22 protein-coding genes are annotated in these 23,069 nt (G+C 68.3%); 12 read left to right on the forward strand and 10 right to left on the reverse strand.

Annotated elements, in window-relative coordinates; all coding sequences use genetic code 11:
* Nucleotides 1-60 precede the first annotated feature (60 nt).
* The 5 genes from BPODLACK_RS20850 to BPODLACK_RS20870 all read left to right on the forward strand — a co-directional run bounded on the left by BPODLACK_RS20850 (nucleotide 61) and on the right by BPODLACK_RS20870 (nucleotide 5,529).
* A complete protein-coding gene (locus BPODLACK_RS20850; RefSeq protein WP_159406134.1) occupies nucleotides 61-291 on the forward strand; it encodes a hypothetical protein in 231 nt (76 codons plus the stop codon).
* Nucleotides 288-3,176, forward strand: coding sequence for a hypothetical protein (locus BPODLACK_RS20855; protein ID WP_159406135.1), 2,889 nt, complete (start codon nucleotides 288-290; stop codon nucleotides 3,174-3,176). Before BPODLACK_RS20850 ends, BPODLACK_RS20855 begins: the two co-directional genes overlap by 4 nt.
* 672 nt (nucleotides 3,177-3,848) lie before the next feature.
* Nucleotides 3,849-4,496, forward strand: coding sequence for a Panacea domain-containing protein (locus BPODLACK_RS20860; protein ID WP_159406136.1), 648 nt, complete (start codon nucleotides 3,849-3,851; stop codon nucleotides 4,494-4,496).
* Nucleotides 4,497-4,500: 4 nt separating this feature from the next.
* Nucleotides 4,501-5,154 (forward strand): hypothetical protein, encoded by a 654-nt coding sequence (locus BPODLACK_RS20865; RefSeq protein WP_159406137.1) that lies wholly within the window; start codon nucleotides 4,501-4,503, stop codon nucleotides 5,152-5,154.
* A gap of 81 nt (nucleotides 5,155-5,235) precedes the next feature.
* Nucleotides 5,236-5,529, forward strand: coding sequence for a helix-turn-helix domain-containing protein (locus tag BPODLACK_RS20870; RefSeq protein ID WP_236577741.1), 294 nt, complete (start codon nucleotides 5,236-5,238; stop codon nucleotides 5,527-5,529).
* On the opposite strand, the gene BPODLACK_RS20875 is transcribed toward BPODLACK_RS20870, so the two are convergent.
* The 7 genes from BPODLACK_RS20875 to BPODLACK_RS20905 form a co-directional block, all read right to left on the reverse strand.
* Entirely contained in the window at nucleotides 5,530-5,727 is a 198-nt protein-coding gene (locus BPODLACK_RS20875; protein WP_201450637.1) for a helix-turn-helix domain-containing protein, read from the reverse strand. It abuts the gene before it with no gap.
* Nucleotides 5,728-5,814: 87 nt separating this feature from the next.
* On the reverse strand, nucleotides 5,815-6,231 hold the full coding sequence (locus BPODLACK_RS20880) for a hypothetical protein (protein ID WP_159406139.1): 417 nt from the start codon (nucleotides 6,229-6,231) through the stop codon (nucleotides 5,815-5,817).
* A 13-nt stretch (nucleotides 6,232-6,244) separates the two neighbouring features.
* Nucleotides 6,245-8,836: a DEAD/DEAH box helicase family protein gene (locus tag BPODLACK_RS20885; protein WP_159406140.1), complete on the reverse strand. Its 2,592-nt coding sequence runs from the start codon at nucleotides 8,834-8,836 to the stop codon at nucleotides 6,245-6,247.
* The gene (locus BPODLACK_RS20890) at nucleotides 8,836-11,001 is read right to left on the reverse strand and encodes a site-specific DNA-methyltransferase (RefSeq protein ID WP_159406141.1); all 2,166 of its coding nucleotides are present in this window, start codon (nucleotides 10,999-11,001) and stop codon (nucleotides 8,836-8,838) included. The genes BPODLACK_RS20885 and BPODLACK_RS20890 overlap by 1 nt, the downstream gene beginning before the upstream one ends.
* A 121-nt stretch (nucleotides 11,002-11,122) precedes the next feature.
* Nucleotides 11,123-12,571, reverse strand: coding sequence for a hypothetical protein (locus tag BPODLACK_RS20895; RefSeq protein WP_159406142.1), 1,449 nt, complete (start codon nucleotides 12,569-12,571; stop codon nucleotides 11,123-11,125).
* A 46-nt stretch (nucleotides 12,572-12,617) separates the two neighbouring features.
* Nucleotides 12,618-13,439 carry a hypothetical protein gene (locus tag BPODLACK_RS20900; protein WP_159406143.1) on the reverse strand — a complete coding sequence of 274 codons (822 nt, stop codon included), beginning with the start codon at nucleotides 13,437-13,439 and terminating at the stop codon, nucleotides 12,618-12,620.
* A gap of 86 nt (nucleotides 13,440-13,525) precedes the next feature.
* A complete protein-coding gene (locus BPODLACK_RS20905) occupies nucleotides 13,526-13,705 on the reverse strand; it encodes a hypothetical protein (RefSeq protein WP_159406144.1) in 180 nt (59 codons plus the stop codon).
* 321 nt (nucleotides 13,706-14,026) lie between these two features.
* Here BPODLACK_RS20905 and BPODLACK_RS20910 point away from each other — a divergent pair, with 321 nt between their 5' ends.
* From BPODLACK_RS20910 to BPODLACK_RS20940, 7 genes are all read left to right on the forward strand, one after another.
* A complete protein-coding gene (locus tag BPODLACK_RS20910; RefSeq protein ID WP_100522417.1) occupies nucleotides 14,027-14,212 on the forward strand; it encodes a helix-turn-helix domain-containing protein in 186 nt (61 codons plus the stop codon).
* 91 nt (nucleotides 14,213-14,303) lie between these two features.
* Nucleotides 14,304-16,670, forward strand: coding sequence for a hypothetical protein (locus tag BPODLACK_RS20915; protein ID WP_159406145.1), 2,367 nt, complete (start codon nucleotides 14,304-14,306; stop codon nucleotides 16,668-16,670).
* A 637-nt stretch (nucleotides 16,671-17,307) separates the two neighbouring features.
* Nucleotides 17,308-17,682 (forward strand): hypothetical protein, encoded by a 375-nt coding sequence (locus tag BPODLACK_RS20920; protein ID WP_159406146.1) that lies wholly within the window; start codon nucleotides 17,308-17,310, stop codon nucleotides 17,680-17,682.
* Nucleotides 17,683-17,851: 169 nt separating this feature from the next.
* Complete coding sequence (locus BPODLACK_RS20925) at nucleotides 17,852-18,478, forward strand: hypothetical protein (protein WP_159406147.1); 627 nt, start codon at nucleotides 17,852-17,854, stop codon at nucleotides 18,476-18,478.
* 24 nt (nucleotides 18,479-18,502) lie between these two features.
* The gene (locus BPODLACK_RS20930; protein ID WP_159406148.1) at nucleotides 18,503-18,769 is read left to right on the forward strand and encodes a glutaredoxin family protein; all 267 of its coding nucleotides are present in this window, start codon (nucleotides 18,503-18,505) and stop codon (nucleotides 18,767-18,769) included.
* Nucleotides 18,766-19,149, forward strand: a complete 384-nt coding sequence (locus tag BPODLACK_RS20935) for a helix-turn-helix domain-containing protein (protein WP_159406149.1) — start codon at nucleotides 18,766-18,768, stop codon at nucleotides 19,147-19,149. Before BPODLACK_RS20930 ends, BPODLACK_RS20935 begins: the two co-directional genes overlap by 4 nt.
* A 30-nt stretch (nucleotides 19,150-19,179) precedes the next feature.
* Nucleotides 19,180-21,693, forward strand: coding sequence for a hypothetical protein (locus BPODLACK_RS20940; RefSeq protein ID WP_159406150.1), 2,514 nt, complete (start codon nucleotides 19,180-19,182; stop codon nucleotides 21,691-21,693).
* A gap of 146 nt (nucleotides 21,694-21,839) precedes the next feature.
* On the opposite strand, the gene BPODLACK_RS20945 is transcribed toward BPODLACK_RS20940, so the two are convergent.
* The 3 genes from BPODLACK_RS20945 to BPODLACK_RS20955 are packed head-to-tail and all read right to left on the reverse strand — an operon-like array spanning nucleotide 21,840 to nucleotide 22,816.
* Nucleotides 21,840-22,064: a hypothetical protein gene (locus BPODLACK_RS20945; protein ID WP_159406151.1), complete on the reverse strand. Its 225-nt coding sequence runs from the start codon at nucleotides 22,062-22,064 to the stop codon at nucleotides 21,840-21,842.
* A 57-nt stretch (nucleotides 22,065-22,121) separates the two neighbouring features.
* Nucleotides 22,122-22,478: a VOC family protein gene (locus BPODLACK_RS20950; RefSeq protein WP_159406152.1), complete on the reverse strand. Its 357-nt coding sequence runs from the start codon at nucleotides 22,476-22,478 to the stop codon at nucleotides 22,122-22,124.
* Nucleotides 22,478-22,816 (reverse strand): hypothetical protein, encoded by a 339-nt coding sequence (locus BPODLACK_RS20955; RefSeq protein ID WP_159406153.1) that lies wholly within the window; start codon nucleotides 22,814-22,816, stop codon nucleotides 22,478-22,480. Before BPODLACK_RS20955 ends, BPODLACK_RS20950 begins: the two co-directional genes overlap by 1 nt.
* Nucleotides 22,817-23,069: the final 253 nt, after the last annotated feature.

The following is a 23,069-nucleotide window of genomic DNA, read 5'->3' on the forward strand; positions in this document are numbered from 1 at the left end:
GTCGGCCGGCCCGCTTCGCTTCGAATACCCCCGCACTACCAAGAACGGAAGGACGTTCTCATGATCGCATACCCCGCCGATCTCGCAACCCTCACGGACGACACGCCGAAGACCCGCACCGTCCTCCTGAACCTCCCCGTCGCCGGCGTTCGCATCACGGATCAGGACCAGCTCGAGCCGTACGTCGCTACGCCGCTCGCCCACGGCGAGCGCATCGCCGGCCTGGTGATGACGCCGCTGGGCGTGGCCGTCACGGTCACCGTCGCCGATGGAGAGGTGGTGTCGGCATGAGTTGCATCGATCCCACCTACGACCAGCGTGGCGACCTCTGGGTCGGATACCGCCGCGCTTGGGAGACCGCCGAGGCCGAGGTGGTGGCGCGGTACGCCGGCGTGCAGATCGACGTCGTCCGCTCGGGACGCCTCGCCGTGACGCTCGACGAGGTGCGCCGGTACATGGCCGCGCACGGCATCCCCGAGCCGACGAGCATCCCTGAGAAGCTGCCGGCCTGCACGCCTGAGGAAGCGGCCTTCTTCGTCGACGCCATGCTCCGCGCTGGCCTCGCCCTGGTGCCCGCCCGGGTCGGTGACAAGCCTCCGATCTCGGAGTGGTGGACCGAGCGTGCCCCGATCGGCCGGGACGAGGCGATCGCGCACCTGGTCGCCGGTGGCAACCTGGACTACGACGCGGGACAGAGCGGCGTCGTGGTGATCGACTGTGAGGACGCGTCGTCCACGGCGTCGATGAAAGCGCTGGGCATGGTGCCCGACGCCATCACCGCGAAGGCACAGGACCCCACCACCTCGAAGTTCTGCGGTTCGCACTTCATCGTGCCGATCCCCGATGGCGTCGACCGGGACACTCTCGAGACGCGGACCGCGATCAAGCTGCCTGGCGGTGGTGTCGTGGACATCCTCGCCGGTCCCGCTGATCCCAAGCTGCGCAGTACCCGCGTCGTCGTGGGCCTGGGATCGCGACTCGACGTCGCGCCCGGGTACCGGTACGGACACACCGCCGATGGCGTGTTCACGACCGGCGAGTTCCAGAACCGCGGTCTCGCCGACTGGCTGTTCAGCAACGAGGTCGAGTGCCCGGAGTCCGTGGTGCCGCTGCACGGGATCCTCCTGCCTCGCCAGAAGCGGGAGTACACCCCGAACCCCAATGCGGACAGGATCACCCAGGAGGTCGACGGCATGGACGTCGACGCCATGCTCGCAGGGCAGAACCGGGTCTGGATCACGGAGTACGACTCGGACGGCTGTTACGTGCTGGGTTCGGACACCGGCTCCACCAACCGCTCGGCGGTGATCCACGACGGGTGCTCGGTCGGCCGCGGCGTTCACGCGTGGTCCGGTCACCTGCAGGAGGAGTGGGGGCGGCCGCACGGCAGCCGCCTCCAGTTCACCGCGCTGATCCACGGCGAGTCCGAGGCAGACGTCGCGAAGCGGTTCGACATCGACCTGAGCACTCCGCTCACCGCGGTCCCCGCGCCGGAGGGGTTCGAGTACCAGGAGCAGGATCAGGTGGCGGCGGAGACGCCCACCGCGGACTCCACTAACACCAGTGAGCAGCAGCGCTCCGAGAGCGCCCCCGCAGAGGCCTCGGATGACCTCGACGACGGGGACTCGGACGCCCAGGTCACCGCCACCGCCGAGGAGCTCGAGCAGGTGCGGCGGCTCCGCTCGGAGATCCAGGTCCGCGAGCGCCGCCTTGCCCTCATGACGCCGGGGCTGGGGCGCGCGGATCACTGGGCCAAGTGCACGGGCGTGTACCTCCATGGCCTGGTGACCGCGCTGATCTGCCACAGCATCACGCTGGTGCCCCCGAACGTCGTGCTCCCGTCGCGGCAGGGGCTGACCTTCTCCAAGGCGATGGGCGTGTCGGTGAACGCCTTCGGCCTGCTGAACGGCCCCTCGGCTGCTGGCAAGACGGTGACCATGGGTGTCGCCAACGCAGCGATCCCGATCGGCGGCCTCGGCATCAAGCCGATCAGCGACGGCACCGCCGAGGGCATCTGCCGAAAGGCGCGGAACGCGGATCACGGCTGGGTGGAGATCACCGCGACGGGCCTCCTCGTGGCCGCTGATGAGTTCGACTCCGTCGCCGAGGAGATGGGCCGCAACGGCTCCAAGTACGACGCGTTCACCCGCAAGATCTGGATGGGCGTGGAGGCCGGGTCCACCGCCAGCGATAAGAAGAAGGACGCCCAGCTTCCCGCGCACAGCACCCGCGTCTGCATGCTCTACGGCGCCCAGCCGGGAGCGCTGACCCCACTGATCGGGCAGGCCGGTCGGGGCACCCCGCAGCGGTTCGACTTCGGACTCGCCGGCGTGGTGCACAGCAGCGAGCGCGACGAGCTGTACGGGAAGCAGCCCACCCAGCCGATCCTCATGCACCAAGACCGGCTGCCGTGGTGGACGCCGACCGGTCTCCCGCCGGGGTACACGCCGCCGGAACCCGACGAGGACGGCAACGTGGTCACCGTGGGCGGCCTGCCCGGCTACGACGAAGCACCTCCGATCTGGGTGGGCGTCCCGGAGGTGGTGCAGAAGATCATCGACGCGGAAGGTGACCGCGCTGCGCTGCGGGCGGCGGACTGGGACCGTGCCCGACGCGAGGACGAGGCAGGCATCAGCGGCCACAACGTCCTGCTCCAGGAGCGCATGGCGTTCGCCATCGCCATGTGGGACGGAGAGCACAACATCGCGCAGGAACACTGGGACGCTGCGGAGTTGCTCCTCGAGATGCGTCAGCTGGTGTACGACGCCGCGGTCATCGAGTCGCGCATCACCGCGGGGAAGACGAAGACGGCCGAGGGGGTGGACCGCGGCATCGTCAACGCGGGCGCCAAGGCTTCCGAAGCGGCTACCACGGCACGACACCTGCAGTCGGCCTGCGACCGCATCATGGACCTCGTCGACGCCGCGGCGGGTGTCAGGGGGAAGGCTGCGCTGCGCAAGAAGGTCGAGAAGGCCAACCCGCGGCTGTTCGAGGACGGTGCCGTCCGAGTCGCGTACCTCGATGCCTCGCTGTCGAAGGTTCAGCGCGGGTTCGCCGCCACGGCTGTCGCGCAACTTCGAACCCAGCAGGTCATCACCGGGGAGGAGTCCGTGACCCGGCGCCCAGCCCTCAAGGTCGCGCCTCCGATCGGAACCATGCCGGCGCCCGCAGCGTAGGTTCCACACGTGCTCCACAGCGTGGAGACCCCGCAGCCGAACTCCTGGTTGCGGGGTCTTCCGCTTCCGGGCGAACCGAGGTAGTGGCGGCCACTACTTACGCAAGAACCAGGACAGGAAACCGGTTCCCACCTGCGGGTATGTGAGTAGTGGCTGTAGTGGCGGCCACTACTGGCTGCCCCGCGCTACGAGCCACTGCTCCGCTGCCTCACACGAAAGTGAGAGTCTGATTCATTATCTTTAATTTCGGTCACCGATCGAGGGCCGTAGACCTGCCGTGGAGTACCGATTCGGCGCCGTTTCGGCGGAGGGCGCGGGCCAGGGAGTAGTGGCCGCCACTACAGCCACTACTTGCATCCGCGCAGGTGAACGGTACTTTCTAGCAGTGGCTCCGGCGCAAGTAGTGGCCGCCACTACGGACTTTGTGATCTTGAATCGCGGACGTCCCGAACCTGGTACGTGCAGGTGCTGGAGGGCGGTGCCGAAGTCGCCCGCGTCGACATCTGCCCGGAACACGACCGCACACCCGCCGCGCTGTCGGTACCCACCGATACTGTCCAGGTCAACGCCGCACCGAGTGCGAGGACATGCTTCGGAATGCGGACCAAGCCAGGTGCGTTGGTGTGACACACTTGGGGTATTCACACCACAGCTCTCGCGGAGGGAGGATTCATGCTGACCGCAGACCAAGTCGCGAGCGTGATCATCGCTCGCAACGTGAAGCCCTGGACCGACGCGATGTCGTTGCAGAAGCTGCTCTACTACGCGCAGGCATGGCACCTGGCCGTCACCGGTGAGCCGCTGTTCGATGAGCAGTTCAAGGCGTACAAGGACGGACCTGTGGTCCCGCAGGTGCGTCACACCCGGATGGAGCAGTCCAGCCGCAAGCGCAGCGGGCAGAACCTCACCGGCATCGAGCTCGACGAGCTGAGCTCGAACCTGCTGGATCTGGTGATCGCGAGCTACGGGTCGATGTCCGCTGAGGAACTCAGCGCACTAACACACGCGGAGCGGCCATGGCTGGAGGCACGCGGAGATCTTCCTGATGACGCACCCGGCAACGCGCCGCTGTCGCCTGAGTCGATGGCCCGCTTCTACCGCGCGCATCGATCCCTGGCGGGTAGAACCGCCGCCGACCTCGCAGCCGGCGGCGTGTACATCCGTGACCCGAACGTCAGCGATGCGATCGACATCGACTCGCTGCTCGGCAGCCTAGACGACGATGAAACCGCAGAGGACGACTCACCGTGGGGTGGAGCGAACCTCGTACCTTCCCGCAGCGGTGATCGCCCCCGCCGGCCCCATCGGGTCCGCTCCTGATCCAGTGACGGACGGCCACCGGCATCTCGTCGTGTTCGACGTGAATGTGTACCTCGACACAGCGTTCCTCACCGGTCCGCCGTTCTCTTGGGAGTCATTCGATGCGATCGCGGCGTCGATCGCGCAAGTACCCGTCCCACATCCGGATGGCGCCTACGACTCGCTCCGGGCGATAGCGACCTGCCAGTCCGGGACCTTCGCGGGGTTAGAAACCGTCGAGGTGTTCACCAACGACCACATCGAGGACATGGTCCACGCCAAGGCGCAGCACCCTGTCGTGCCCGCTCCCGGGAGTGACCTCAGGGGGCTGGGGTGGAACCGTAGCGATGCGGACGCGCTCTTGGAGGGTTTCGTGTGGGAGGTCGGCAACCGCTCGTCGGGTGGTTGCGTGCCGACCGACGTACCTGACGGCAACCCTCCGCTCGACCACGAGGACGGGATGATCTACGGGGCGTGCAAGTACCTGGCCGGCGAGGACCCGCTGGCGACGGTGTACTGCGTCACTCGCGACCGTCCCTTCCTCGAAGCGGCCAAGTTGGTCAAGCTCAGCGGTCACACGAAGGTTCTCCACCCCTCGAAGTTCGTCGGGCTGGTGCGCGCAGCGCGAGCCAACCTCGGGGTCAAGCGGATGCGTCCCGGCGGACCGGCGCCACTGTGACGTCGATGTAGGCGCACCGCCGCAGCCGGTCTGTCACCTCCGCGGCGCGCCGCCACCTATGCACCAGCAAATCCCTGGAGCATGTTCGGTGTGGGTGACGACGACCAGCAGTGGGTTCCGAAACGAGTCACGACGGCAGACGCGGCCGCCGGCGCAGTGCTGAGACGGGTACGCGAACGTGCCGGGCTGACGCTCGATCAGGCGGCGGAGGCGAGCAGGATCAGCAAGGCGGTGCTCAGCCGGACGGAGCGTGGAGAGCGGCCGGCGAGGGTCACCGAGCTTCTTCCCCTCGCCGCGGCCTACGAGATGACCGCCGCTGAGCTAGCAGCGGCGATCGCGGCCGACCCTGCGGTGCAAGCCGCGGCGATGGAGTAGCTACCCGTCGCCCTTCGGCGGGTGGTAACGCTCGTCGATTAGTCGCGCGATCTCGCGGCTGGGGATCAGGGTGCGGTGCCCGAGACGCATCCCGACAATGACGCCCTGCCTCTTCAGCCGGAAGAAGTGGGTTCGGCTGATGCGCAACCGTTCGATCGCCTCGGGGATCGTGAGCAACTGGTCGTGGCCTGGTTCCATGGCGCGACCGTAGGACGAAACGCACATGCATTGCGAGGTGTCTTCCGGTGCCACTGCATCCGTCGCGGCACCGGTGGATGCATCCGACTACGCCAGGTGCCGACGCACAACCTGGAGGTCCCGCGCATGGTCACGGTCGATCTTCCGTGACTTCAACACGAACGCGGACTTCTCGATCACGACGAGCCGCAGCCCGTGCTCGGGGATGAGGGTGCGCTTGCGCTCGTCGTAGCGGCGGCGCTGCTCACCGCGACCCATGCCCGAGACGGTCTGCCGGCGGTCGAAGAACGGAGACGGCGCCGAGTGCTGCTCCTCCTGGAACTCGACCGCCAGCCGAAGGTCCGGCCAGTACCCGTCGACGGGGAGCGTCGTCCCGCGGGGCCGGTTGGGAGACGGGTCTCCGCGCAGCCAGTCGAACCGCGCCTGCCGGATGCCGGGTACGCCGAGCACCTCGTCGCAGAGGTCGAGGACGTAATGCTCGTCGGAGTCAGCGCGGCGGGCCATGAGGCGGTTCCGATCAGTAGTCCACCGCTGCATCCGACTCGTACAACGCCTTGGCGTCGGCTCCGTCGCGCACGGCCTTCCGCACCGACTCCTTCGTCAGGTCCAGCACCCGTAACGTGTCGCCGACCTTCGCGACCGCCTCGATGCGGCCGTACTCGGAGCCGAAGGTCTCGGCGAAGTCGGCGAGGCCGCGCAGCTTCGGCATCGCATCGGACATGTGGTGGCCGTGCGGGTCGACGATGTTCGCGGCGATCGTCCCGTCAGCGCGGCGGGAGAAGAACAGGAAGTCCGGTCGCAGCGCCTTGAACGCGCCGCTCGACATGTCGCGGTAGGCGATCGACAGGGAGTCCTTCGCCGTGCGCGACGGGTTTCGCCACCAGGCGACGAAGCCGGCGGAGTTCATCTCCTGCTTCAGGACCAGCGTCTCCCAATCGTTGAGAGTGGTCGGCACGTCACCGTTCTCGTCGCAGAGCAGGTGGTGCTTCTGCGTCGGGAGGTCGGACTCGTTGCCGGCGGCGTCGCGCACCTTGGTGTCGGCCTGCCCGGTCCGGGGACGGGTGAGCAGGATCGGCTGCGGCTGCGTCGTCATCGACTCCAGCTCGTCGTAGACGGCCTGCCGCTCGTCGGTCAGTCCCTTGCGCTGCACCCGTGTCTGCTGCAGCCAGTCGGCGGCGAGTTTGTTCGCTTCGTCGTCGATGGCCTCCGCGACCTCGGGCACGAGCGCCGCCGCTGCGAGTTGGACTGTTGCATCGCGGAGCTCATCGTCGTCGGCGTCGTCGCCGGCGAGGTGCCCGACGTAGGTTCGCGCGAGGTCGGCGCTGAAGACACGGCCGGCGGCCCGGTACGCGTCCTGGATGGCGCGGTGGTCGGCGGTGTCGGTGAAGGCCTTGCGGGAGATGGCGGTGTTGCTGTGCAGTTTCCCGCGCAGCTCCTCGCCCTCCATCGTCATGACGTCCTTGACCGCCGCGTCGATCTTGTCTTTGTACTGCACACGCCGCCCGTCGAGGACCGCGTGCAGGTGTGCGTGCGCCTGCTTCCCGGCGTCGGTGATCAGGTCGTCGTCGGAGAGTGCCTTCGCGATCGCGGTGAGCCGCTTGATGGGCTTCGCGGCGCGCTTCGGGATCGTCTGCGCGGGCAGCATGTCGAAGCGTTCCCAGACCTCCTCAGGCACCTGCGGGTTGGGTAGGAGTGTCACCGGGTCGAACAGCACGCGTCGGCCCGGGCCGCCGCCGGAGTCGCCGTCACCGCCGCCGGTGGCGCCGCGCATCAGCTCCTCCGCGACCGCGGTCGCCGTCTTCCGGTCGAAGAACGGGAGCAGGCACTCGACGGAGTTCAGCACCTGGTTGCCGGGGATCCGGCGCGCCAGCGGAGTGCGCACCATGCGACCGAGTAGCTGCGTGATGTGGGTGGGGTCGACCGCAGGCCGGAAGGAGACGAGCACCTCGGCGCGGGGGCAGTCCCACCCGGTGCTGATCGCCGTCTTCGCGAACAGCACCCGGATCCACGTCTCTTCCTGCACCGTCTCCGGTGCCACGTACGGAACGGGCACCTGGTTCACGGACAGGTCTTGGTGCTCGCCGAAGACGTTCGCGAACGACTGGGTCGGTAGGTCCGTCCACTCCTCGAAGACCGCTTCCACCGCTCGGGTCACCGCGGTCTGGGTAGCTGCGGTATCACCGTCGCGCACCTGCACCACCAGGAGCGGCACGACGGGGTCGGTCTCGCCTTGCTCCTTCGCATACTGGGCCCACGCCTTGGTGCTTGCGATCACCTTCCTGACGGCCCGCTTGAGCAGCACCGTGTCGAAGGTGCCCGACTCGCTGGGGATCGACAGGACGATGTCGTCCTTGAGCAGTCCCGATGCCTGGACCAGCGCGGAGTCCACCTCGACCGCCGGCAGTGCCACCCGCCCCTGCGGTGCGTCCTTGAACGCGTCCTCGAAGTTCTGCGTCGTCGCCGAGATGCCCCAGACGATCGGCATCGGTGGAGTGGTGCCGTGTCCGTTGACCAGTCGCTGCACGATGGTGGTGCGGTCGCCGGCGGAGTTGTTCCAACCGCGGTGCGCCTCGTCCTGCACGAAGTACAGCGTGAGCCGCTCGTCGGCGATCGTCTCGGCGATGACGTCGTAGATGTTGCTCTGCACCTCGTCGGGGCGAGGCACCAGTGCCATCTCGTCGGTGTCGCCGTTGCGGTCACCGCGCACGAGCCGCGCGCCCTTGCTCAGCTTCTGCGCGTTGAGGAAGTAGACGTTGCCGGGTCGCAGCTTCGGCTCGTTGAACGTGGACTCGATGATCCGCAGCCGCGAGTCGAGCTGCTCACCACCGGCGGCCTGGATCCGCCTTCGCGACTGCTCGTTCAAGCTGGGGTCGTCGCTGAACCAGAGCACCACCGCCCCGGGGTCGGCGGCGAAGTCGAACTCGTCGCTGCCGAAGAACAGCGCCTCGATGACGGCGGCCGCCATGACGGTCTTGCCCGCGCCGGTGACGGCGGACAGCGCGAACCTCGACTTGGAGCCGAACTGCTTGTAGAGGGTGCGCGCCTGCGTGAGGTTGTCGAGCACACCCGCGACGGCACCGACTTGGTAGTCCTTGAGCGTGTACTCCATCAGGCGAACCTCCCAGAGTTGATCTCGAAGTTCCGCAAGTACGACTCGTAGAGCTGGACGGGCCGGACCCCCTTGGGTAGTTCTCGGCACACCATCTGGAAGGCGAGGTCGTCGTCGGTGACGATGTACACCATCGCCACGCCCGGCGTCTTCTTCACCTCGGTGACGAAGCGGGCCGCGGTGTCGAGGTCGTCGAGTACGCCGTACACGTCGGTGAGGTCCCAGCCCTTGTCGCCGATCTCGGTGATGATCGGCCCGCGCGCCCCAGCGCGCAGCCACAGCATCGGCGCGACCCTCGCGAAGGCACGGTGGTGGGCTACCGACAGCGGACCCTCGTAGGTCAGGGTGAAGAACGCCGCGTTCTCCTCGAAGCCCTCGGCCATGGGGAACTCGTCGGTGAACTTGTAGGCACCGCGGAGCGGGTCGCCATCGGGTGTCTTGCCGGTGATCGCTGCCTTGATCCTGGGCTTGGTGATGTGGTCGCACACCCCCCATTTCTCCCAGTCGGGGTCGCCGGGTCGCAGACCCTCAGCGCTCAGGGCACCCTGCTCGTCGGCGGAGACCTCGTTGTTGGTGACCGAGATGCACTGTCGCTGCCCACCGTCCTGCTTGTTCAGGCGCATCACGGCGTGCGCGGTGGTACCAGAGCCGGAGAAGAAGTCGAGCACCACCGCGGTGGGCTTGTCCTGGACGAAGAACCTGATCGTGTCCTCGACCGCGTAGAGGGACTTGGGGAAGTCGAACCTCCGCCCGGGCAAGATGTCGCTGATCAGAGTTGATCCGTACTCGGAGGCGTTGTGAGACTGAATCTTCCACTGCGTCGGAGCCACGCGGTCGTCACCGAGATCCGCCCGGTAAGCGAGCAGCGAGCCGTCGTCGGCACGCCCGCGCACCTCGTACTTCCCGGATTGCACGTCCGCGTACGCACCGTCGGGGAGATAGTTGACCACGAAGCCATAGGCGGTTGCGCGCCCGAGCCGCACCCGGCCTTGTGCCATGCGGGAGCGCAGCTCATCTGCGCCGACCTGCCATCGACCTTCGCTTCCGTTGCGCCGGAGCGGGAGGATCGCGACGAGTCCCTCCTTCGGGGGCGCCTCGCTCGTGCCGGCCGGAATCGCTTCTCCAACCTCGACAATCCGCTTCGTGTCCGGGTCCGCGTAGATGGGATAGAACATCGTTGGACGGTCGACCCGCCGCGAGTTGCTGCCGCGGCGCATCATCGATGTCCACTCCGGCTCGACCTCTCGCGCATCTTCTGGGTCCGGGGCCTCGGCCATCGCCCCGCGCGGCGATGGTGACCACTCCGGTGCGAGGGTCAGGCGAGCCGGGTGACTCGACCCGAACATGACGAAGAAGATGTACTCGTCCGCTCGCCTGAAGCCACCGTTGGTGGACACACCTTTCGGGTTGATGATGCTGCTCACCATCTGGACTCGCGCTTCGGGGAACAGTTGCTCGAGCAGCAAGCCAAGCCGATGAACTTCCAGTTCGTCGATGGTCACGATGAGCACGGAGTCCGCTGGGTTGAGCAGCTCAGCAGCGACGAGAAGGCGGCGCTCCATCATGGCGAGCCACTTCGAGTGCCGGTAGTCGTCGTCCGCCTCCACGTACAGGTTGTTGTACTTCCAGTCGCGGAACGATCCCTTGTTGTAGGGCGGATCGATGTAGATCGCGTCGATCGCGTGGCGGTGCGTGTAGGTCAGCATCTCCAGCGCGTGGAAGTTCTCCGCGTTGATCACGGTGTGGAACGGCTTATCGCCGCCGTGCTCGACTCGACCTGTTTCGATCAGGCCGGGGTAGATGTCGTCGCGGAACTCCGCCACGATCACGAGGTCGGCTACGAGCGCGGTGGTGGTATTCCGCGGCTCGTCCTGGCCGACTTCGACCAGGTGCGCCACCCGGTCGCTGCCCTTGCCTGCGAAGCCTGTCACCGACCACAGGCGTTGATCGCCGCGTGAAGTGACGCCACGCGACGGCAACACTCGCACCTTGTCGCCTTTCCTGACCGGTTGTCCTGCCAGCTCGACAGCCTCGGGCTGGTGCCGCTCGAAGACGAGTCCGAACGTACGGCGCTTGCCAAGGGCTCGGAACTCCCGTTCCAAGTCAGCACCCAGTTGGGAGTCCGCAGCCTTGGCTTGGCGGATCAGATCGGACAACCTGGACACGCGTCAACTCCTGGTAGAGAACCTATTCCAGGTAACCGTAAACGAGCAGCTCGCGGGCGGAGTCGTTACCCGCTGCGTCGTGTCGGAAGCGGTGGGGTGTACGGCCTCGGCGGGCCCTGACTTACGCCGCGTCCTCGCCCCGCCGGCGGGGGTGATCCTTCTGAGCGATGGTGCCGCCGGGCACTGCCTCCGCAGCGGTGTGGCGTCCATGGAGCAGATCGCTCTCCGCGCTGCCGGAAGCGAGCGTGGTGGACTCCTTGTCCTTCGACGATCCAGCGCCGCCACCGGGACCGCCCATGCCGCCCATCGGCATCATGGGCATGCCTCCGGCGCCCATGGGGCGGGTACCGGTAGCGCTGGCCGGAGCGGTGCCGCTCGTGCCGGTGCCCGTGGCGCCACTGGTCTTCGTCTCCGGACCGACGGAGAACGCGCCGCGGGGTTCGCCCGACCTACCGCTGACGTCGGTGGTGGTGTTCAGTCCCTGCGCCGAGGTGCCGGAAGTCACCGGTTGAGCATTGGCGGTGGCACTGGCGCTGAGACCAGTCGTAGAAGGTGCTGCCGCTGCCGGCGCGCTCGGGGTGACGGCCGCGGCGGGGGTGCTGTGCGCACTGCCGCCGCCGAGGGGGAGGGGCGTGCCGAGACCCAGGGTCGCGAGGTCGCCGGTGTCGAGGATGCCGTCCGCGCCCAACAGCTTGTCCCAGGGGTTCGTCTTCGACTGTGCGGTGTCCTTGTCCTTCTCCGGCTGCTGCGTCTGCTGCGGGGCGGCCGCGGCCGGTGTCGCCTGCGCGGTGGGCTGTGCCTGCTGCGCGGACTGCGGCTGTTGCTGCTGCTGGGAGGCGAGCGCGGTGAGCAGACCGCTGAGATCGTCGCCGCTGGTCTTGGTCTCGGTGGTAGACGGCTTCGCGGACGGGGTAGCGGCGGGAGTGGCGGGAGTGGCGGACGGCTTCGCGGTACCGCCGGCGGTGGACTTGCCCGGGGCGCCGGCGGAGGGGGAGGGGGTGCCGGTGCCGGTACCGGTGGGGGGAGAGGTGGTTCCTCCACCGGGCACGTTACGACCTGAGGAATCCTGCTCCGAGGCGGTTCCCTTGATCTCCTTGAGCTTGTCCGCTGCCTTCTTCTCTGCGGCGTCGTAGGCCTCGTCTGCGGCCTTCCGCTTGTCCTTCAGCTCCTTGAGCTTTTTCTGTGCGGCCTCGAGCTTCGTGGAGGCCGCGCTTGTGTCGCCGCTGGCGGCAGAGGCATCCATGAGTGCCTTCTTCGCGTCGGCCACCGCCTTCTTCGCAGCTTCGATTTCGCTGTCCTTCGCCGCGTTCGTGTTCCATGCCTTCGCCGCTGCCTCACGGATCTGCAAGGCATCCGCGACGATCTTGAGATTCGCGGCGGTCTTCTCGGCGATGCCGGCCTGAGTGGTCAGGATCTCGAGCTGCTGAGACACGATCTTGCCGGACGCGTGGGCGTTGAGATCGGTCACCTGCTTGCGCAGGGCGATGGCCGAGGTGCTTGTCGCAACGGCGGCGGATCGGACGGTGGCCTGACCGAGGTCCTCGGGGCGATGCTCTCCACTGGGTGCCATGGCTCCAGGATGCCAGCTCTACCAGCGAAAACGGGTCTGAGACGTCTTACTGAGCAGCGGTCGCGACGGTTACGTGCAGCCGGTCGAGCGCCGGGCTGATGAAGGTGGCCAGCCCCATGGCGCCGTCGACTCCGCGGTGGATGCCGATGAGGATCGCCGAACCCGAAGGGGCGACGACGAAGACCGGGGCACCGGAGTCGTTGCCCTGGGTGGTGGCCTGGGTGCGGATGTCGTAGCCGTCGGCGCTGATCAGGGGGCTGCACATCACGCCCGAGCGCGAGCCATTGAGACAGACCGGGTCACCGGGCTTAACGAGGGAGGGGACGTCCGCCTTGGCCATGATCCCGGCCACCGGCCATCGGCCAGCGATGCGGCTGGCGTCGGCGGCGGCAGGGGCCCAGATGACCGCGGAGTCGTTTGCCGCGTCGTCGTCAACGGCGTCCTGGACATCACCCATCAGCGTCTGTGGGCCGAGAGCGTCGCTGGTCTGCGAAAGGTACGCGGGAGTGGACGAGAGAGCGGCAGTGCAATGGCCGGCGGTGAGAAAGCCGCTACGTCCGGTCGCATCACGCACGGCGGGGCCGAGGGTGCAGACACGCGATTGCTTCTCGCTGTTGCGGTAGCCGAACCCGATGCCGGGCTTGGCGTCCGTGCCGTACTGCATTCCCTGCGTGTCCCGTGGGAGAACAGGCGCCTCAGCTTCGACGTCCACCCACCGGATCAGCTGTTCCGTCTCCGGGCTGGAGGAAGCGGTCACTGCGCTGGACTGCACCGCGACCGGTTGCCCACCGGTCGCCGTCGAGCACGCCGACAGCACCACCGCGGCGGCGATGCCGGCGGCGGCTGCTCGAAGGCGCTTCGTGCTCATGCGTTCGATCATCGCAGACGAGGCCGAACAACCCGCCGAATCCGGTGTCACGTCCCCCGGCTGAATGCCTTGAGCGCGCGTGGGATTCATCGGTCGGCCTGGTCCACGAGGCGCTGTTCCACGGCGCGGAGGTCGGCCGCCACGGCAGGGAGATGCGCCCGGTCCAGGAGCTCGATCACGCTGTGCAGCCGGGCCCGTGCGCTGCGTACGTCGCAGTGCACTCCGCGGTGCAGGTTGGTGATCAGCGGTCGGTAGTCGGTACTCATGCCCGGCAGCGTCGCAAGCGCCCGCCGACGAAGACGTACGCGGCGCGGGCTCGGCAGGTGCGCGCCGAAGTCGTGCCGCGTTCACGGCGCTGGTGCGGACCAGCAGTAGGAACCGCTGCGCTGCAGAGGGTTCCGGAAAAGTTGGAACAACATTTCTGATTCTGTCCCAGCCGCGTCGCTGACCAGCGGACTCTCGATTATCGAGACAGATTCCGAGCCTGATCAGGCACGATGCGGCGGCTTCGTTGCAGGGCGCTGTCCAATGTGCTTGCTACAACTGGAGCTACATCGAGTAACAACCACCACAAACGACAGGAGCTGATGATGAGGATGCTCAGCGTGCCGGAGCTCTCCGAGCGTCTCGACGTGTGCCCCAACACGGTCCGCGCCATGCTCAAGCGCGAGGACCTTCCGTCGATTCGGATCGGCGGCCGCTACTACAGGGTCCGCGAGGCCGACCTGGAGGCCTTCATGGCCGGCGGTACCGCCCCCGCGAACGCCGCCTGACCTACCCCGGAAACGACGAACGAGCCGAGGCTCCACCCTCGACTCGCTCTGTGTTCGCCCGCCCGACCAAGAACGAAGGAACGAATCGATCATGGCATACCCCGCCAATCTCGCAAACCTCACGCACGACACGCCGCAGATGTCTGCCGCCCGCATGGATTACCTCGGCGCGGTGGCCGCCGGATCGCACACGGCGGAGGAGCTCGCTGCGCTCAGTCGGCTCGCCGACGAGGCCGACGCGGAGATCGCTGCGTGCCCGCCCGCCGTGCCCTGGAACCCGGCCCCTCCGACCACGCTCCAGACGTGGTTCCCGTTCATCCCCGAGCACATCGCCGCGGGCTTCGTCGCGCCCGCCGAGGGCGGGGCCTGCATGTGCCCGAACAACGGAGCGCTGGCCCTCCACGTCGAGGGCTGCGACCAGGGTGTGGGTGGTAAGGCGCAGCCCTTCGCGCCGGACTTCTGCACTGAGTACGGGGTCACGCCGAACGGGCTCATCGATGCTGTCGAGCTGGGGTGCGCACTGCGGGGCATGCGTCCGATCCCGGAGAACGCGGATGCTCTGCGCGAGCTGATGGACCTGGAGTCGGAGGACCGTGAGTACGTCGCCGCGTTCACGGGACCCCGGACGCCGGAGGAACGTGCGGCCCGAGCTGCGAACGTCGAGGCGTACCTCAGTGACCCCGCCGTCCGCGACGAGTTCGACCGCGACCAGGCCGAACTCGAGGAGACCGAGAGCGAAGCGGATGCGCTGTTCGAGACGCTGCGCCGGCGAATGACCGTGGAGGACTACGACGCGCTGTTCGACGACCTCGACGTCGGCGACCCCGCTGCGGTGCTCGAACGGCTGCGCGCGGAGGTGGCTGCGCTGCCCGCGCCCGCCGCGCCGTTCACGGTCCCTCCTGCGCCGGGTGCGGCACAGGCGAGGGCCGAGGGTCCGGCTCCGGCCGTGGCGGGTTCCGCCGAGACCCCGGGACCGGACGCTCAGACCGCCGAACAGGCTGAGTCGGACGCACAGGCCGCCGCGCAGGCGAAGGCCGATGCGCACATGGCCGCGGCGGATGCACCCGAACTGCTGGACGCTGTGTTTTGCACGGACCTCCTCAAGGAGATCCGCGCTCGCGCCGCTAAGGCTCAGGTGAGCCCGATGCTGGCGCTCAGCGCGAACATCGGCGGTCTGCTGTCGGTGGTTCCGTACCAGGTGTGCCTCCCGAAGCTCGTCGGTAAGCGTCGCCAACCCCTCAACCTGATCACCGTCCCGATCGACGAGTCCGGCGGCGGCAAGGGAGGTGCCACGACCGTGGACATCGACCCGATCCCCGCGCAGCGAGGACAGCGGTTCGTCGGTCTCCCCTCGGATGCTGTGGCCGGCGCCGAGGGCGTGGAGAAGGTGCGGCGGATCCCGATCCCAGTCCCCGCGGGCAGTGGCGAAGCCATGGCGGAGGGGTACGCGCACATGGAGAAGTGCGAACACACCGGCGAGAAGATCTCCGTGAACCACAACGAGTCGGCCTGGTTCGCCTGGGACGAAGTGGGAAAGATCCTCGCCGTGCGAGACCGCAAGGGCTCCACGATCGAGCCCGAGCTCTGCCACGGCTGGAGCTGGGAGACGCTGGGCTCGAAGACCAAAACCAACCCGTTCTGGGTGGAGCCGCGCACGTACCGGATGCTGGTGACGATCTGCGCGCAGTTGGTGACCGCGGCGGGTCTGCTCGCTGACGAGTACACCGGCCTGGTCCAGAGGATCTGGTGGGTGTCCGCGGCGTACCTCATTGAGGAGGCGGACGCAGCTCCGGAGAAGCTCGCTGCAGGTCGCCGTGATGCCACCGGCGACTGGTTCGCGGAACCGGACGACGAGCAGCCCCTGATCCCCGTGCAGCTCCCGGAGTGGCCCTCCGACGGTGTGCTCCGCGTTGCGGCCTCCGTCGCCGCGGAGATCGAGGCCGCGCGTGCGGCTCACGGTCGTGGCCGCAAGTCCCACCCGTGGGACCGTCACCAGCTCCTGATCCGGCTCCGACTCGCCGCGGCGGGCGCGATCATGCACAGCTGCGCCGATGTCACGGCGGAGTGGTGGGCGTGGGCGGGCCTGCTGATCGAGCACAGCAAGCACGTCCGCGATGCCGTCGTCGCGCTGCGAGGGACCGCTACCACCAAGATGGCAACCGACGCCGGAAAGAGCGATGCGATCCGCGCAGAGGCACGCAGCACGGCGCAGTGGCGGCGCGCGGTCGACTCGACCGAGAAGTGGGCGGAGGAGCAGTTGGGGAGCCGTCCCGACAGCCTCGGCCGATTCACGTTGAACCAGGCGAAGCGCGCGGCCGGTCCCGGCTTCCGCAAGGACAACATGGGCGACATCCTCGCCGCTCTGATTCAGGTCGGGAAGCTGATGCCGGACGTGGTCAATGTTCCCTCCGCCGGAGGCGACGTCGTCTACTACCGATTCCTGCCCAAGAAGGGGTGAGAGGGGGTGAGGGGGGGTGAGGGGGTGAGAGTCTCACCCCCTCACAGATACAAGAGGAACTTGGATGAGAAACGATCATCTACTACTTCTTGTGTCTGACCTGCACGTTTAGGTTTCAGGGGCGGAGGGGTGAATCTTGCATGAGGGGAGAAAAAGTTCTCACCCCCTCACCCCTCTCACCCCCTCCGCCAGGTCCGAGATGAGCCGCGCGGACACGTGTAAGTGAGTCGCGCGGCGAGGCTTACGCCTGGCGCACCGCCGAGGAGATGCCCGCGCCGCGAGCGGATGTTGTTCGCCGACCGCTACTCCGTCGAGTACCTGTCGACGCGGTGACCGACCCGACCGACTCCTCGTAGCGGAGGTGTCGACGGCGCCGCCCGCACAACCTGTACGCCGCCCGCGTTCCCCAGCTCACCCCCGCCGCGGCGGCACGGGCATCAGTACCCGCACCGCGACCGACAGCAAACTAGCGACAGCCCCGCACACACCACCTGGTCCATGCACCGGTCACCTCTCCATTCTCTGTTTCAGAGAACATCGCTGCAGGTAAACACACATTTCCTTGTTGCCAGGTATCGGTACGGCCAGTAGTATCGGTCGCAACAGAATGAGCAGTACCAGCAAATGAGGAGAACCAGTGACCGCCACCGAGACCATCAACCTGCCCACGGCCACGCTGACCGACGCCGAGTGGATCCAGCAGCACGCCCTCACGAACTGCGCCGGCCGCGCCGCCGTCGCTGTTCTGCTCGACGAGCCTGGTCAGCCCTACTTCCAGAAGCTCACCGCCGCAGAGGCCGCAGCGGCGGCGTGGTACGGCCGGTTCCGGCAGGCCCGTGAGGTCCGGGGCCTCGACCGCGAGGCCGCCGCGGAAACCGCGTACGACCCCATCTCCCACCTCGCGCACGCGGAGCTCGGCGAGGCCGCGGCGAGTGTGCAGTCGACCGTCGACCGCTACTGGGCGCTGATCTGCGCGACGGCTGACGTGATGCGCGAGAGCGCCACCCGCTGACCCCCACCCCATGCTCCGGCCGCCGCGCCTGCCCCGCGCGGTGCGGCGGCCGGCACCATCCCGAAGGAGAACCAACCGTGAGCGAGTACACCGGTCCCGCACAGCACCCGGAGATCAGCTGGTGGAGGCGCCTGCTGCTGACGCTGCGAGCGCGGCGGGAGGCGCGTCGATGACCGTTCCCGTCACCCTCGACCCCACCACCGCCGGCCGCACCGTCGTGGGGCTCGACTTGAGCCTCACCGGCGCTGGTGTCGCCGCGATCGACCTGGTGACCGGAGCGCTCTCCACCGCGGTGCATCGTTCCCCGGCACCGAAGGTCGACACCCTCGGCGCCCATGTCGCGCGGCATCGTGCGCTCGTCGACGGGATCGTGCAACAGACCGTGGCCTGCGACCCCGCCCTCGTGGCGGTGGAGGGACTGCGGTTCTCCGTGAGCGCTCAGGACTCGTCGCTCTCCCGCCGCGGATTCCTGTGGTGGGCCGTGGTCGAGGGACTGGTCGCCGCGGGTGCACCCGTGCTGGAGGTCACCCCGTCGCAGATCAAGATGCTCGCCACCGGCAACGGTGGCGCGAGCAAGGACATGATGGTCGCCGAGTACGCGCTCGCGTGGCCGGACGCCACCCGCGACAAGAACACCCAGGACCGCGCCGATGCCGCGTTCGCCGCTGCGCTCGGAGCCGCGTACCTGCGCTCCCCGCTGCTCCCGTTCAAGGTGACCGGCAAGCGGCGGCAGGCTCTCGCCAAGGTCGCCGCCCCGTCGATCCCACCCCGCATCGCCACAGCCGACGCGGCCTGACCCACCCCAAGAAGGAGAACAACCGTGACCATCACTCTCTACACGCAGCCCGGCTGCGGCGGCTGCATCTTCGCCGCGAAGGACCTCCGCCGAACGGGCGTCCCGTTCACCGAGCGCAACGTGCGCGCCGACGAAGCCGCCGCCGAGACGGTGCAGCGGCTCTACCAGGAGCACCGCGACCCCGGCGTCGTCCCGGAGACCCCCGTGATCGTGATCGACGGGCAGGTGTTCTTCGGCGCCGTCGAGCTGCACGCGTACCTGCGCGAGCTCGGTCGGGAGAGCGCGGCGTGAGCGGAACCATCAGGCGTCCCGCTCCGGGCGGCGGAACTTTCATCACCCGTCCTGCGGCGGCGGCGCTGCGCGGCGTGACACGCAGGCGCATCGACTCGCTGATCCAGAACGGCGACCTGCCCGCCTACCAGGTGGGCCAGCGCGTGATGGTGCTGGAGTCCGATGTCCTCGCGCTCGAGCTGCCGACCACGCCGCCCGAGGGATGGATCTCCCGCCATGCCGCCGCGAAGGTCCTCGGCTGCACCCACCGCGCCGTGGGACTCATGGTGGCGCGAGGAGACCTGCCAGCCGAGACCATCAACGGCCGCCTGTACCTGCGCGAGGCCGATGTATGTGCCGCCGCGACACCCCGCCGCGTGATGCCCCCTCGCCGCCGGTGACCCCCAGGACAGAAGAGAGAAGGAACCACCATGGCCCAGTTCGGAGGGCTCGCCAGCCCGATCCCTGACCCCACCCCACAGCCGCACGGCGCTGCGTCGACCACCGACATCCCCGTCCGCGGTACGCCCGACGCCGCGGACACCAAGCCCGAGCCCGCCACGGAGTCGAAGCCGGACGCCGAAGAGAAGCGGAGGCCAAACCGCGACGGCAAGACCCCGGCGGACCCGAAGCCGGTGCCCGACGCCGGGGAGAAGCCGGACACGGACGAGAAGCCGAAGCCCGACGTGGACAAGGCCGAGCCGAAGGCCAAGGTCAAGGACATCGGTCAGGTCACCGCGAACGACAAGGTGTCGACGATCGGCAAGTCGTTCGGCAAGGCGTACCTCGAAGCCGCGAAGAGCCCCATCAAGGGCATCCCGGCGATCGTGAAGGCCGAGTACAAGGCCGGCACCGCCCTCGGCGAGAAGCTCGCGGGCAAGATCGCGGGCGAGGGTCTGCTGAAGAGCGCCTCTAGGGTGAGCCTCAAGACCGCGGGCCGTCTCGTCCCGGGTGTGGGCACCGCGATCGGCGTGATCTCGGCGTACAAGAACTTCGAGCAGGGTGACTACGTCGGCGCAGCCATCAACATGGTCTCGGCGATCCCCGGGCCGATCGGGTGGGTGGGTATCGCCGCGAGCACCGCGTGGGAGGCCTTCGACCTGGGCGGCAACAAGATCGGGCAGTGGGACTCGCCCGACGGCAGCACCACCCACATCCTCCCGGCCGCCGCGCACGACATCGGTGGTGTGACAGCGCTCGACTCGCAGCTGCGGGAGGCGCAGCAGTGCGTGTTCAGCTTCCAGGACGGCCCCCGCGGCAAGGTGTGGGACTCGAACCCGCCCGAGGCGCTGCGACTGGACGGCGCCGACATCCAGAAGGAGATCGCAGAGGCTCTCGGAGGCATCTCGGACCTCTTCGCCGAGGTGGACCGGGTGATGAGCTCGGCCGGCGAGGCGTACTTCGACGAGTACAAGGCGCGGCTGCAACCCCATCTGGAGGCGATGGCCGCGCTGAAGGAGCAGGTGAAGCCGTTCACGCAGCAGCTCGGCAACGCGTCCGATGGTGCCGCGACCGCGTACACCGCCGTGCTCGACGCCAACCGGGCCGCACGTGAGCAGCTGGCGAACGACTCCAAGTTGTCGGATCAGGGACCGGCGTCCACATTCACATCCGCGGTGAGCGCGGCCGGCTCCGCAGTCATCGCCGCTGACCAGAACATCAGCGAGATGTTCGGTGATCCCGCCCCTGTGCTCACGGCGACGGTGGCCACCGGCACCGGCACGCGCGTCGACCCGAGCAAGACGGAGAAGCCCGTCACGCAGACTCCCGCCACGCCCGCTGCGCAGACCCCGGTCACGCAGGCGCCGGCAGCGACGCCGGCCAAGACCGAGACGCCGCAGAAGACGGACGAGCTCTCGAAGCTGCTGAACTCGCTGACGCAGCAGAAGCCGGTCGCCACCCCGAGCACGCCGTCCATGCCGAACCTCGGCAGCGGGGGCGGCCTCGGCGGAGGCAGCCCGCTGAACAGCGGGGGCGGCGGATCGCCCCTCGGCGGGCAGCAGAGCAAGCCCCTCAGCGCCGACGGCGAGGGCAAGAAGCTCGACGACGGCAAGAAGAAGGGCGAGGACAAGAAGTCCGAGCGCAAGCTCGGGGACCCGGCCAAGGACAAGAAGGAGGAGAAGAAGGCCAGGCCGCTCTCGGCCTCGCAGACCGAGAACAAGACCACGAAGCCGCTCACCACGGAGCAGAAGCCCGGCAGCCCCACCACGGTGCCGGCCCAGCCCTCCGCCGCTACCGCGACCCCGAACCCGGCCGCCGCCGCTGCGCAGGGACAGTCCCAGCCTCCCGAGGCGAGCAAGGAGGTCGACGTCAAGGGCAACAAGACCACCTTCCCGGACGCCAAGACCGCGAAGATGGCGCAGCTCCTCGCCAACGCCGATCCCGCGCACCCGCTCAGCCTCTCCGAGGCGGCGAAGATGGCCGGCCTCACCCCTCCCGTTCCGGGGCAAGATCCCGGCAGCCAGGTCGCCCCGGCGCAGGCCAAGCCCGGCGACCTCCTCGTGGCCGGCGACAAGAGCTACCTGTTGCTCGGAGATGGGCGCTTCTACGACCTGACCGAGTACAAGGTGATCTCGGCCGATCAGCTGCCGCAGGACATGGGCAGCAGGGGCGGCTACTTCCACCTCAACGATCCGTCGCCCACGGGTGCACCGGGTACGCAACCGGTCTCGGGGCAGACCCCGAACGCCGTGGACCAGCAGGTGCCGGGAGGCACTCCAACTCCTGCTGCGCCGACCGATGCGAGCTCGCCGAAGCCTGATCCCGCTCCTGGTGCTCCCGCACCGGCCCCGCCCGCAGGTGCGGTTCCGTCGACCGGTACGCCGGGGGCACCGAAGCCCGCACCGTCGGGTGGACCCGCCTCGGCGGAGTCGACCGCAACGGGCGCCGCGCAGGCGCAGCCGTCACCCTCGACCAACGCGCTCGACCCCAACGCCGTGCGCTGACATCAGGAACAGAACACCCCGCAGCCCAATCGGCTGCGGGGTGTCTCTGTGTCGGTGGTCGGGGCGCACTCAGTCCCGGTCGTGCTCCTCGTCAGGCCACTGCGTGCCGTCGTCACGTACATCCTCGGTGTCGTACACGGGGCCGGTCATGCTGCCGCTCCTTCCCGGTGCGCGCTCACGAACGCGGGATCGCAGTGGGCCACCGCAGCGGCCATGGCATCCCGCGCCACCCGCAGCGCGGTCACAGCTTCGTGGTACCCGTCGGCGGACGGGTCGAGCTGCTCGAACTCGGCGAGCAGGGCTCGTACTTCATGGAGCAGTTCCGGGGGCTCGTCCTCGGCGGCGGGCTTGGGCCAGTTCGACTCGTTCATGGGGCGAGCATGTCGGCGGCGCCGACAAGATGGTGTGCGGGGCGCGGGTAGCCGCTCTCAGCTCGGCGTCGGCTCCGGCAACAGGACCACGGTGTTGCCGATGGGATCGCTCACCCACCAGCCCTTGGTGTCCCGGGTCTTCTCCGGCAACGCGTAGGCGCGGTCCATCAGCCTGGTCACCGCCGCGTCCATGTCCTGGCCTCGGAACTCGACCCTCGTCGCCGTGTGCGGCCGCGATGTGGCCGGGTACAGCTCCATGACGAGGCCGGTCTCGGCGGACGTGACCGACCAGTGCCGGGGACCATCGCCATGCTTCTCGGCGATGGGTTCCGCGTCGAGGATCGCCCCGTAGAACGCCGCGGCGCGGTCGAGGGTCGGCTCCGGCACGTACAGGACGATCAGACTCAGGCGCATCAGTCGAGCCCCGGCAGCCGCATCTCGGCCTGCGGAGCGATCCGCAGCTCGCCACGGGTCTCCTGCTCCCTCAACGCCTGCTGCTTCTCCTCGGGCAGGGTGTCGACGTACTCCTTGGCGATGACAAGCGAACCCGGCACCGGGCCGAACCCATCAGTCGGTGTCGGATGCACGTCCGGGCAATCCGCCATGCAGCAGCCGCACCAGGTGTACCGGGCCAGCGTGGAGTCTTCGGGCTCCTCACCGCGGATCGACGGGTTCACGCAGCAGCCGTCTGTGGACCCGACGTGGTCGCGGCGTGGACAGTCGCACAGCTCGACGGGCGCGGACTCGGTCATGGCTGGAGAGTAAGCCGCAGCAGTGACACGGGGCGATTGGTTTCCGTAGTCGTAGACCTCGAACTCGCAGCTCAAACCCCACCTGAGCAACCGACGAGAAATTCGTCCGACCAGTCTCCGAGGCCGCCCCCGGCCCTGTTTCCCCAGCCCGAATCCCACTCTCCACCAGCCCCCGCACAGTCACTCGCGATGGATGCGCGCGAGCCGGCGAGAAATGTCATTCCCGCACATGGCAGGCCGGTGAGCTGGGGAA

The sequence above is a fragment of the Gordonia sp. YY1 genome, assembly GCF_009872315.1.
Classification (GTDB): domain Bacteria; phylum Actinomycetota; class Actinomycetes; order Mycobacteriales; family Mycobacteriaceae; genus Gordonia; species Gordonia amicalis.